This window comes from Kitasatospora sp. NPDC058115, assembly GCF_042884635.1.
GTDB lineage: Bacteria > Actinomycetota > Actinomycetes > Streptomycetales > Streptomycetaceae > Kitasatospora.
Genome location: NZ_JBHVTL010000029.1, coordinates 1 through 11288 on the forward strand (window position 1 = coordinate 1; position 11288 = coordinate 11288).

The 11288-nt window shown below is 71.8% G+C and carries 11 protein-coding genes and 1 pseudogene; 9 read left to right on the plus strand and 3 right to left on the minus strand.

Annotated elements, in window-relative coordinates:
- Positions 1-40 precede the first annotated feature (40 nt).
- Both ACFVVL_RS27780 and ACFVVL_RS27785 read right to left on the minus strand, forming a co-directional pair.
- Complete coding sequence (locus ACFVVL_RS27780) at positions 41-712, minus strand: response regulator transcription factor (protein ID WP_148647703.1); 672 nt, start codon at positions 710-712, stop codon at positions 41-43.
- Positions 713-1618 (minus strand): RecB family exonuclease, encoded by a 906-nt coding sequence (locus ACFVVL_RS27785; protein WP_387679954.1) that lies wholly within the window; start codon positions 1616-1618, stop codon positions 713-715. It lies immediately after the preceding gene.
- Positions 1619-1799: 181 nt separating this feature from the next.
- Between ACFVVL_RS27785 and ACFVVL_RS27790 the strand changes: the two genes are divergently transcribed.
- The 3 genes from ACFVVL_RS27790 (at position 1800) to ACFVVL_RS27800 (ending at position 4765) form a co-directional block, all read left to right on the plus strand.
- Positions 1800-3020 (plus strand): site-2 protease family protein, encoded by a 1221-nt coding sequence (locus ACFVVL_RS27790; RefSeq protein WP_380298437.1) that lies wholly within the window; start codon positions 1800-1802, stop codon positions 3018-3020.
- A gap of 49 nt (positions 3021-3069) precedes the next feature.
- Positions 3070-4029, plus strand: a complete 960-nt coding sequence (locus ACFVVL_RS27795; protein WP_387679957.1) for a tRNA (adenine-N1)-methyltransferase — start codon at positions 3070-3072, stop codon at positions 4027-4029.
- A gap of 130 nt (positions 4030-4159) precedes the next feature.
- Positions 4160-4765: a hypothetical protein gene (locus tag ACFVVL_RS27800; RefSeq protein ID WP_387679960.1), complete on the plus strand. Its 606-nt coding sequence runs from the start codon at positions 4160-4162 to the stop codon at positions 4763-4765.
- Between the two features lie 36 nt (positions 4766-4801).
- Here the strand turns inward: ACFVVL_RS27800 and ACFVVL_RS27805 are convergent, their stop codons facing one another.
- Positions 4802-5101, minus strand: a complete 300-nt coding sequence (locus ACFVVL_RS27805; protein ID WP_380298060.1) for a ferredoxin — start codon at positions 5099-5101, stop codon at positions 4802-4804.
- Positions 5102-5387: 286 nt separating this feature from the next.
- Between ACFVVL_RS27805 and arc the strand changes: the two genes are divergently transcribed.
- The 6 genes and pseudogenes from arc to prcA all read left to right on the plus strand — a co-directional run bounded on the left by arc (position 5388) and on the right by prcA (position 11125).
- Entirely contained in the window at positions 5388-7154 is a 1767-nt protein-coding gene (gene arc, locus ACFVVL_RS27810; protein ID WP_350545465.1) for a proteasome ATPase, read from the plus strand.
- A 216-nt stretch (positions 7155-7370) separates the two neighbouring features.
- Positions 7371-8882 carry a depupylase/deamidase Dop gene (gene dop, locus ACFVVL_RS27815; protein ID WP_380298059.1) on the plus strand — a complete coding sequence of 504 codons (1512 nt, stop codon included), beginning with the start codon at positions 7371-7373 and terminating at the stop codon, positions 8880-8882.
- Between the two features lie 182 nt (positions 8883-9064).
- Positions 9065-9283, plus strand: coding sequence for a ubiquitin-like protein Pup (locus tag ACFVVL_RS27820; protein WP_380298058.1), 219 nt, complete (start codon positions 9065-9067; stop codon positions 9281-9283).
- Positions 9284-9438: 155 nt separating this feature from the next.
- A pseudogene (locus ACFVVL_RS27825) lies at positions 9439-9516 on the plus strand (recombination endonuclease VII); the annotation flags it as partial.
- Positions 9513-10307 (plus strand): proteasome subunit beta, encoded by a 795-nt coding sequence (gene prcB, locus ACFVVL_RS27830; RefSeq protein ID WP_380298064.1) that lies wholly within the window; start codon positions 9513-9515, stop codon positions 10305-10307. The pseudogene ACFVVL_RS27825 and the gene prcB, both read left to right, overlap by 4 nt.
- A 32-nt stretch (positions 10308-10339) precedes the next feature.
- Complete coding sequence (gene prcA, locus ACFVVL_RS27835) at positions 10340-11125, plus strand: proteasome subunit alpha (protein ID WP_380298056.1); 786 nt, start codon at positions 10340-10342, stop codon at positions 11123-11125.
- Positions 11126-11288: the final 163 nt, after the last annotated feature.

Genomic DNA, 11288 nt, shown 5'->3' on the forward strand with positions numbered 1-11288 from the left:
CCCCCGGGCCGGGGGGAACCGACGGGCCTCCGTCTCGTCCCTACAGCGTGCCCGGGCGCACCAGGCCGCTCTCGTAGGCGTACACCGCCGCCTGCACCCGGTCGCGCAACTGCAGCTTGGTCAGCACGTGGCCGACGTGCGTCTTCACCGTCGTCTCGCTGACGAACAGCTCCGCCGCGATCTCCGCGTTCGACAGCCCGCGCGCCACCAGCTTCAGCACCTCCAGCTCCCGCTCGGTCAGCGCGTTCAGCGCCTGCGGCGGCGCCTCCTCGCCGGACGGGAGCTTGGTGGCGTACATGTCCAGCAGCCGGCGGGTGATCGACGGGGCCAGCATCGCCGCGCCGTCCGCCACCACCCGGATCGCCTGCACCAGCTCCTCGGCCGGCACGTCCTTCAGCAGGAAGCCGCTCGCCCCCGCGCGCAGCGCCTCCACCACGTACTCGTCCAGGTCGAAGGTGGTCAGCACCAGCACCTTCGCCGGGCCGTCGCGCCCCGGGCCGGCGATTCGGCGGGTCGCCTCCACCCCGTCCATCCGGGGCATCCGGATGTCCATCAGCACCACGTCGGGCTGCAGCGCCCGCACCTGGTCCAGCGCCTGCTGGCCGTCGCCGGCCTCACCGACCACCACCAGGTCGGACTCGGCTTCCAGGATCATCCGGAAACCGGTGCGCAGCAGCGGCTGGTCGTCGACCAGCAGCACTCGGATCGTCACCTACGACTCCTTGCTCGTCGGATCCCCCGTGGGATCGACCTCGTCGGACGTACGCGCCAGCGGCAGCGGGTACGGCGGGGGCGTGCCGCCGAACTCCGGACAGCTGGCCTGGTGGTCGCACCAGTCGCAGAGCCGGTTGCGGGTCGCCGGGAAGTCGCCGGTGGCCACCGCCCGGCCGATCCGCTCCCACAGCGCCAGCAGCTTGCGCTCCACCGCGAGCAGGTCCGCCTCGTCCGGGTCATAGCTGACCACGTCCCCGCCGCCGCCCAGGTAGACCAGCTGCAGCCGCTTGGGGATCACGCCCTTCCAGCGCCAGACCACCAGTGCGTAGAACTTCATCTGGAACATCGCCTTGCCCTCGAAGTCCCGCGAGGGCGCCCGGCCGGTCTTGTAGTCCACCAGCCGGACCTCACCGGTGGGAGCGACGTCCACCCGGTCGATGTAGCCGCGCAGCAGCAGCCCCGACTCCAGCGCCGTCTCCACGTAGAGCTCGCGCTCCACCGGGTGCAGCCGGGTCGGGTCCTCCAGCCGGAACCACTGGGCGACCAGCTTCTCGGCGTCCGCCAGCCAGCCGGTCAGCGCCGCGCCGTCCGGGTCCTGGGGGAACAGCCCGGCCAGCTCGGGGCGCTCGCCCAGCAGCCGCTCCCACTGCGGGCGCAGCAGCCCGAGCGCCCGCTCCGGCGTGCGCTCGGTCGCCGGCGAGTCGAACAGCCGCTCCAGCACCGCGTGCACCAGGGTGCCCCGGGTCGCCGCCGGGCTCGGCGGCTCCGGCAGCCGGTCGATCACCCGCAGCCGGTACAACAGCGGGCAGGTGAGGAAGTCGCCGGCGCGCGACGGGGACAGCCCGCTCGGGGCCGCCGCCGGGCGGGGCGGGGCCGGCACGGGGCCGCTGGTCTCGGTCTGCATACCCCAGACCCTATTGCCCTGCGCTGTCATCCCGCTGCCACGGTGCTGCCGCAAAGCGGTCGCCACGGGGTATGAACCCAGGGGGAGGGCGAGGGGCGGGCGCCGGACGGCCGCCCCGATCACGTAGCGTGGGCGCACCGGCGCGCGGCGCGCTGCGGGGGCCGACGACGAAGGGAACACGGTGAGCGACTCCAGGGGGCAGCAGACCTCCGACCAGCCGCCGCACGGCGGCGGCACCCGGCCGGGGTCCCCGCCGCCCCGCGAACCCGAACCCCGCGGCGGCATCCTGATGGGCCGCCCCTTCGGCGTGCCGATCTACGTCACCCCGTCCTGGTTCCTCATCGCGGCCCTGATCACCTGGGTCTTCGGCGGCCAGCTCGACCGGGTGCTGCCCGACCTCGGCGCCGCCCGCTACCTGGTCGCGTTCTCCTTCGCCGTCGCCTTCTACGGCTCGGTGCTGGTCCACGAACTCGCCCACACCCTGGTCGCCCTGCGCTACAAGCTCGGGGTGCGCCGCATCCAGCTCCAGTTCTTCGGCGGCGTCTCGGAGATCGAGAAGGAGGCCGAACGCCCCTGGCGCGAGTTCTGGCTGGCCTTCGTCGGCCCGCTGCTGTCGCTCGTCCTCGGCGGCGTCTTCTACCTCGCCCTCCAGGCCGTCGAGGTCTCCACCGTCCCCGGCGTCCTGCTCACCGGGCTGATGGTCTCCAACCTCGTCGTCGCCGCCTTCAACCTGCTGCCCGGCCTGCCGCTGGACGGCGGCCGGATGCTGCGCGCCGTGGTCTGGGGCGTCACCGGCCGGCCGATGGCCGGCACCGTCGCCGCCGCCTGGGCCGGGCGCGCGCTCGCCCTCGCCGTCCTGATCGGCCTGCCGCTGATCAGCTCGGCCCGCGCGCTCGACCGCAGCCGCACCGACACCCTGGTCGACGCCGTGCTCGCCGCCGTCCTCGCCGCGATCATCTGGAACGGCGCCAGCGGCGCGCTGCGCAACGCCCGGCTGAAGGAGGTCCTGCCCGGCCTGCGGCTGCGCGACCTCGCCCGCCGGGCCGTCGAGGTGACCGCCGACACCCCGCTCGGCGAGGCCATGCGCCGCGCCCGCGAGGCCCAGGCCGGCGCCGTGGTGGTCGTCGACGGCCGCGGCGAGCCGATCGCCATCGTCCGCGAGGCCGCCGTCCGTTCCGTCCCCGAGCACCGCCGCCCCTGGGTCAGCGTCGGCCCGCTCGCCCGCGACCTCGAACCCGGGCTGCGGCTCTCCGCCGACCTGGCCGGCGAGGACCTGCTGCGCGCCGTCCGGGCCACCCCCGCGGGGGAGTACCTGGTCGTCGAGGAGGACGGCCGCACCTACGGCGTGGCGGCGCTCACCGACATCGAACAGCGGCTGACCGCCGCCGTCACCGGCCGCTGAGCGGATTACCTGGTCAGCCGGACGGTTCGCTTCCCTTAGGATTGTCCGCATGTCCGAACCGACCGGTGCCGCCCGCCGACGAGGGCCCTTCCAGGTCGGGGACCAGGTCCAGCTGACCGACCCCAAGGGCCGCCACTACACGTTCACGCTCCAGGCCGGGAACCAGTTCCACACCCACAAGGGTGCGTTCCCCCACGACGAGCTGATCGGCGCCCCCGAGGGCACGGTCGTGCGCACCACGGGGAACGTCCCGTACCTCGCGCTGCGCCCCCTGCTCCCCGACTACGTCCTGTCCATGCCGCGCGGCGCCGCCGTGATCTACCCCAAGGACGCGGGGCAGATCCTGGCGATGGCCGACATCTTCGCCGGCGCCCGCGTGGTCGAGGCCGGCGTCGGCTCCGGTGCGCTCTCCACCTACCTGCTGCGCGCCGTCGGCGACACCGGCATGCTCGCCTCCTACGAGCGCCGCCAGGACTTCGCCGACATCGCCCGGGGCAACGTCGAGCGCTACTTCGGCGGGCCGCACCCGGCGTGGAAGCTCACCGTCGGCGACCTCCAGGACAACCTCGTCGAGACCGACGTCGACCGCGTCATCCTCGACATGCTCGCCCCGTGGGAGTGCCTGGACGTCGCTTCCGAGGCGCTCGTCCCCGGCGGCCTCATCTGCTGCTACGTGGCCACCACCACGCAGATGTCCAGGACCGTCGAGGCGCTGCGCGAGCACGGCACCTTCACCGAGCCGCAGGCCTGGGAGACCATGGTCCGCACCTGGCACCTGGAGGGCCTGGCCGTCCGCCCGGACCACCGGATGATCGGCCACACCGGCTTCCTGCTCACCGCCCGCCGGCTCGCCGACGGCGTCGAGCCGCCGCTGCGCCGCCGCCGCCCGGCCAAGGGCGCCTACGGCGAGGACTACGACAACGGGGCCCCCGAGCCCACCCTGCAGGAGCGCGCCGCCGCCCGGGCCGCCGCCCGCGCCGAGGCCGCCGATCAGGCCGGCCTCGACTGACAACGCTCCGCGGGAGGGGTGGTACGGCAGCGCCGTACCACCCCTTCCGCGTTCCCGCACCCGCGCCACCGCCCGGTGACGCCGGTGTGGGACGATGCTCGCTCACACAGACCACGGGAGGGGACGCCTGGTGGAGACCGCGGTCGGGACGACGGCTGGACAGCAGACCGCCACGGGCCGCGGAGGCCCCCGGCGCGGGCGCACCGCCCCCTGGCACTGGGCCGTGACGGTGGCCGGCTGCGCCGCCGTGGTGGTGACCGCGCTCGCCGCCGGCCCCGCCAGCGGCACCCCCGGGCCGGTCCGCGCCACCCCCAGGGCCCTTCCCGCGGCCGCCGCCCCCGACCCGGCGAAGGCCGAACTCCCGCTCGACTGCGGTCCGTTCCCGGTGACCGTGGCCGTCAGCTTCGCCGCCGACCTCGGCGACGGCCGCCCCGGCACCGTCGCCGCCGCGCACTGCGCCGCCGAGAACGGCACCCCGCCCGACGCCGTCTACCTGCTCGGCCCCGGCCCCGGCGGGCGCCCCGTCGTGCTGGCCACCCTGCTCTCCGAGCGCGAGAACCTCACCGTCAGCCGCCTCGCGCTGCGCTCCGACGGCACCGTCACCGCCCACGCCCAGGGCTACTCCGCCGACGACGTGCCGCGGTTCGCGCCCGACATCTCGGTCGACCTCACCTGGACGCGCAAGGGCGGCGGCTGGGAACTCTCCCGGACCGCCGCCCCGCTCAGCCTCACCTGACGCCACCCGCCCCCGGGCGCCCGGACCCGGCGCCGCCTACTCGGCGTCAGGCCCGTAGACCTCGACGCCGTCCGCGGCCCGGCGCACGTGGATGCAGTCGCCCGGGCAGTCCTTCACCGAGTCCACCACGTCCTGAAGCAACGTCAGCGGCACCGGCACCGTCTCGCCCGGCTGCTGGCGCAACTCGTCGTCCTCGCCCTTCACATAGGCGAGGCCGTCGATGTCCAGCTCGAACACCTCCGGCGCGTACTGCGCGCAGATGCCGTCACCGGTGCACAGATCCTGGTCGATCCACACCTCCAGCGGCCCGGCAGCCGCCGACTCGCTCACCGACATGATGATTGTCCGCCGTTTCTGTCCCGGGACGCCCCGTCCTGGGGCATTCCCGCCATTCGTACAACGATCGGACCCAGGGTGTCGGTCCCGATCGGATATCGACTCGCTCGACGATACATCTGGCCCGCTTTGGCCGGTGCGCGGTGGGTATCCCCCTAGCAGAGGGGAAGCACGCGAGGGCGAAGATCGGACACGCCCGTTCCATCTTTCTTGATCTAGGGGTTTAGGGACCCCTGGTCCCAGGTAGGGTCTGGAAGCGTCCAGCTCCCCGGAGGAGGTGAGGACCGTGGCAGCCCACGATGACGACTACAACCGCAGCACCGGCCGGCCCGCTCGTGGTTCCGACGAGGCCGCTCAGGTCTCGTACCTTGAGCAGGAAATCGCCGTGCTGCGCCGCAAGCTCGCCGACTCGCCGCGCAATTCGAGAATCCTCGAAGAGCGGATCGTCGAGCTCCAGACCAACCTGGCCGGCGTGACCGCCCAGAACGAACGGCTCGCCTCCACCCTGCGCGAGGCCCGCGACCAGATCGTGGCCCTCAAGGAGGAAGTGGACCGGCTGGCACAGCCCCCGGCGGGATTCGGCGTCTTCCTCAGCTCCAACGAGGACGGCACCGCCGACATCTTCACCGGCGGCCGCAAGCTCCGCGTGAACGTCAGCCCCAACGTCGACCTCGACGAGCTGCGGCGCGGCCAGGAAGTGATGCTCAACGAGGCCCTCAACATCGTGGACGCGATGGCCTTCGAGCGCATCGGCGACCTCGTCACCCTCAAGGAGGTCCTGGAGGACGGCGAGCGGGCCCTGGTCATCGGCCACACCGACGAGGAGCGGGTGGTCCGCCTCGCCGAACCGCTGCGCGAGATCACCCTCCGGGCGGGGGACGCCCTGCTGCTGGAACCGCGGTCCGGCTACGTGTACGAGGTCGTGCCGAAGGCCGAGGTCGAGGAGCTGGTCCTCGAAGAGGTCCCGGACATCGACTACCGCCAGATCGGCGGCCTGGCCAACCAGATCGAGCTGATCCGCGACGCGGTCGAGCTCCCGTACCTGCACGCCGAGCTCTTCAAGGAGTACGAGCTGCGCCCGCCCAAGGGCGTGCTGCTCTACGGCCCGCCCGGCTGCGGGAAGACGCTGATCGCCAAGGCCGTGGCGAACTCGCTGGCCAAGAAGGTCGCCGAGGTCACCGGCCGCCCCCAGGGGAAGAGCTACTTCCTCAACATCAAGGGCCCCGAGCTGCTCAACAAGTACGTCGGCGAGACCGAGCGGCAGATCCGCCTGGTCTTCCAGCGGGCCCGCGAGAAGGCCGGCGAGGGCACCCCGGTCATCGTCTTCTTCGACGAGATGGAGTCGCTCTTCCGCACCCGCGGCTCCGGCGTGAGCTCGGACGTCGAGAACACCATCGTCCCCCAGCTGCTCGCCGAGATCGACGGCGTGGAGGGGCTGGAGAACGTCATCGTGATCGGCGCCTCGAACCGCGAGGACATGATCGACCCGGCCATCCTGCGGCCGGGCCGGCTGGACGTCAAGATCAAGATCGAGCGCCCGGACGCCGAGGCCGCCAAGGACATCTTCTCCAAGTACCTGAAGGACTCGCTGCCCTTCCACCCCGACGACGTCAAGGAGCACGACGGCTCCGTCGAGGCCACGGTGGCGGCGATGATCCAGTCGGTGGTGGAGCGGATGTACTCCGAGACCGAGGAGAACCGCTTCCTGGAGGTCACCTACGCCAACGGTGACAAGGAGGTCCTGTACTTCAAGGACTTCAACTCCGGCGCGATGATCCAGAACATCGTCGACCGGGCCAAGAAGATGGCCATCAAGGACTACCTCGACCACGGCCAGCGCGGTCTGCGGGTCTCCCACCTGCTCAACGCCTGCGTGGACGAGTTCAAGGAGAACGAGGACCTGCCGAACACCACCAACCCGGACGACTGGGCCCGGATCTCCGGCAAGAAGGGCGAGCGGATCGTCTTCATCCGCACCCTCGTCACGGGGAAGCAGGGCGCCGAGTCCGGCCGCTCCATCGACACTGTCGCCAACACCGGGCAGTACCTGTAGCCGAACCGCTCCGGGCCTCCCGGAACGCACGCACCCCGTCCGGCTGTGGCGCCTCGCGGCCCCGCAGCCGGACGGCGCGTCTCGGGGCCCGCCGGTCGGCAAGGCGTTCTAGGCTCGACCCACCGTTCGCGGGCAGACGGCCGGCGTCGGTGTTGTTCAGCGGTACGTCAGTGTGGACCGCCCGCCGGGGGCGGCGCACCGGGCAAGGAGGGCCGCATGACCGTACGGCGCGTGATGGGCATCGAGACCGAGTACGGGATCTCCGTGCCCGGGCACCCCAACGCCAACGCCATGCTCACCTCGTCCCAGATCGTCAACGCGTACGCGGCGGCGATGCACCGGGCACGGCGGGCCCGCTGGGACTTCGAGGAGGAGAATCCGCTGCGTGACGCCCGGGGGTTCGACCTCGCACGGGACGTCGCCGACGCCAGCCAGCTGACCGACGAGGACATCGGCCTCGCCAACGTCATCCTCACCAACGGCGCGCGGTTCTACGTGGACCACGCGCACCCCGAGTACAGCTCGCCCGAGGTGACCAACCCGCGCGACGCCGTGCTCTGGGACAAGGCCGGCGAACGGATCATGGCGGCCGCCGCACAGCGCGCGCTGGAGCTGCCCAACGGGCAGAACATCCACCTGTACAAGAACAACACCGACAACAAGGGCGCCTCCTACGGCACCCACGAGAACTACCTGATGAAGCGGGCCACCCCGTTCGCCGACATCGTCCGCCACCTCACCCCGTTCTTCGTCTCGCGCCAGGTGGTCACCGGCGCCGGCCGGGTCGGCATCGGGCAGGACGGCTCCGCCCACGGCTTCCAGATCAGCCAGCGCGCCGACTTCTTCGAGGTCGAGGTCGGCCTGGAGACCACCCTCAAACGGCCGATCATCAACACCCGGGACGAACCGCACGCCGACGCCGAGAAGTACCGCCGGCTCCACGTGATCATCGGGGACGCCAACCTCTCCGAGATCTCCACCTACCTCAAGCTCGGCACCACCTCGCTGGTCCTGGCGATGATCGAGGACGCCTTCATCACCTCCGACCTGGCCGTCGACCAGCCGGTGCGGACCCTGCACCGGATCTCCCACGACCCCACCCTGAAGCACCTGGTCACACTGCGCAGCGGCCGCCGGCTCACCGCCGTGCAGCTCCAGCTGGAGTACTTCGAGCTGGCCCGCAAGTACGTCGAGGACCGCTTCGGCACCGACGCCGACGAGCAGACGGTGGACGTGCTGGCCCGCTGGGAGGACGTGCTGGGCCGCCTGGAGCGCGACCCGATGTCGCTCTCCCGCCAGCTGGACTGGATCGCCAAGCGGGAGATCCTGGAGGGCTACCGCAGCCGGGACGCCCTGGAGTGGGACAACCCGCGCCTGCAGCTGGTCGACCTCCAGTACAGCGACGTGCGGCCCGACAAGGGCCTCTACAACCGCCTGGTGGCCCGCGGACGCTTCGACCGACTGGTGACCGAGGAGGACGTCACCAGGGCCGTCACCAAGCCCCCGGAGGACACCCGGGCCTACTTCCGCGGCCGCTGCCTGGAGCAGTACGCGGAGCACGTCGCGGCGGCCTCCTGGGACTCGGTGATCTTCGACCTGCCGGGCCGGGACTCGCTCCAGCGGGTGCCCACCCTGGAGCCGCTGCGCGGCACCCGCAACCACGTCAAGGAGCTGCTGGACCGCTGCCGCACGGCGGAGGACCTGCTGCGGGTGCTGTCCGGCGGATAGCCCGGTGAGTTTCCGATCACCACGGGTGAACGCCGGGCGAATGGGAATCATCTGGGGTACCGGCGGGCGTTGGACAGGAAGCGCCACCGGCAAACCGGAAGCGGGTTGTCGCACCTTGTGTATAGGGTCGGTGCAGCAAGCAACGACCAAACCGTGCCAGACGATCGAGCGGGGTGAGGTAAATGGCGAGCAAGGACACCGGCGGCGGCCAGCAGCGGGCGAACCGCTCCTCCGAGGAGGTCGAGGAGCAGGCCGCGGAAGCGCAGAATTCCGAGGACCTCAAGGAGCGCCAGGAAAAGCTGAGTGACGACGTCGACGCGGTTCTGGACGAAATCGACGAGGTCCTGGAATCGAACGCCGAGGATTTCGTGCGGCAGTTCGTGCAAAAGGGCGGACAGTAATCCCGGTCGGGCTCCGGGCGGCTGCCCGGCGGCATTCCGGGAATTCACGGTCGCGACCGACGACGGCGGACGGGCGGCGGGAGCCGTCCGTCCGTCCGATCCGGCCCTCCGCCGTGCTGGACAGTGATCGTCCGGCCGGTAGGGTGCGGGCAGTGCGCGCTTCAAGCTACCTGGAAGGAATCGTGTGGAAGCCAACACTCGTGGCACCGGGCGTCTACCGGCTGCCTTCCTGACCCCGGGGTCCTCGTCGTTCCTCGACTTCCTGGAGGCCCACCGGCCCGAGCTGATCCCCGGCCGGCGCAGCCTGCCCGAGGGCGTCATCGAGGCCCCGCACGGCACGACCATCGTGGCCGCGGTCTTCGACGGCGGCGTGGTCCTCGCCGGTGACCGCCGGGCGACCATGGGCAACGTCATCGCCCAGCGGGACATGGAGAAGGTCTTCCCCGCGGACGAGTACAGCGCGGTCGGCGTCGCCGGCACCGCCGGCCTCGCGATCGAGATGGTCCGGATGTTCCAGCTGGAGCTGGAGCACTACGAGAAGATCGAGGGCACCGTGCTCTCGCTGGAGGGCAAGGCCAACCGGCTCACCACCATGATCCGGGGCAACCTCGGCATGGCGATGCAGGGCCTCGCGGTCGTGCCGATGTTCGCCGGCTACGACCTCGACCTCGGCCGGGGCCGGATCTTCACCTACGACGTCACCGGCGGGCGCTCCGAGGAGCGCGGCTTCGCCGCCACCGGCTCCGGCTCGGTCTTCGCCCGCGGCTCGATGAAGAAGCTCCACCGCGAGGACCTCACGGCCGAGCAGGCCTCCACCATGGTCGTCCAGGCCCTCTACGACGCGGCCGACGACGACTCCGCCACCGGCGGCCCCGACCTCGCCCGCAAGATCTTCCCGATCGTCTCGCTGATCACCGAGGACGGCTTCCGCCGGCTCACCGAGGCCGAGGTCGCCGAGATCGCCGTCTCCATCACCGACCAGCGCCTCGCCCACCCCAACGGGCCGCAGGCCCCGCTGCTCTAGCCATCAACTGAGGAAGGAAGGGACGACCGCCGGTGTCGACACCGTTCTACGTCTCCCCCCAGCAGGCCATGGCGGACCGCGCGGAGTACGCCCGCAAGGGCATCGCGCGCGGTCGCAGCGTGGTCGTGCTCACCTACGCCGACGGCATCGTCTTCGTCGCCGAGAACACCTCGCGGGCGCTGCACAAGGTGTCCGAGATCTACGACAAGATCGCCTTCGCGGCGGTCGGCCGGTACAACGAGTTCGAGAACCTGCGCATCGGCGGCGTCCGCTACGCCGACCTGCGCGGCTACACCTACGACCGGGCCGACGTCACCGCCCGGGGCCTGGCCAACGTCTATGCCCAGACGCTCGGCACCATCTTCTCCTCGGTCGGCGAGAAGCCCTACGAGGTCGAGCTGATCGTCGCCGAGGTCGGCCGCTCCGGCGAGGACGACCAGATCTACCGGCTCACCCCGGACGGCTCGGTCGTCGACGAGAAGAACTACGTGGTGGTCGGCGGCAACGCCGACTCGATCGGCAACTACCTCGGCCAGCGGCACCGCGCCGGCTTCTCGCTCACCGAGGCGGTCAAGGTCGCCGTGGACTCGCTCGCCCGCGACCCCAACGGCGGCACCCCGCGCACCCTCACCCCCGACCAGCTGGAGGTGGCGGTCCTGGACCGCCAGCGCTTCCAGCAGCGCAAGTTCAAGCGGATCCTGGGCGGCCAGCTCGCCCGGCTGCTCGACGGCGACCAGTCCGCCGAGTCGGACGACTCCGACGACACGGACGGGAAGGCGAAGCCGGCGGCCACCCCGCCGGGCGACTCCGACCAGTAGTGCCCACGGGGTCCCGTGCGGCCGGCCGGCGCGGGGGGGCCGACCGGGCCCCCGGGCCCCCGCCGGGGGGCCGGCGGGGGTTGGGGGGGGGGCCCGGGCCCCCCCACCACAACGCCGCAGATGTGCGTGCCAGACCCTGCGGCCCAGGCCTGATCCAAAAGAC

Bases quoted from the DNA above. Each gene is read 5' to 3' on its own strand.
- ACFVVL_RS27795 (WP_387679957.1), top strand. From the start codon at position 3,070: ATGTCCGAACCGACCGGTGCCGCCCGCCGACGAGGGCCCTTCCAGGTC.
- ACFVVL_RS27805 (WP_380298060.1), bottom strand. From the start codon at position 5,101: ATGTCGGTGAGCGAGTCGGCGGCTGCCGGGCCGCTGGAGGTGTGGATC.
- ACFVVL_RS27820 (WP_380298058.1), top strand. From the start codon at position 9,065: ATGGCGAGCAAGGACACCGGCGGCGGCCAGCAGCGGGCGAACCGCTCC.
- dop (WP_380298059.1), top strand. From the start codon at position 7,371: ATGACCGTACGGCGCGTGATGGGCATCGAGACCGAGTACGGGATCTCC.
- ACFVVL_RS27785 (WP_387679954.1), bottom strand. From the start codon at position 1,618: ATGCAGACCGAGACCAGCGGCCCCGTGCCGGCCCCGCCCCGCCCGGCG.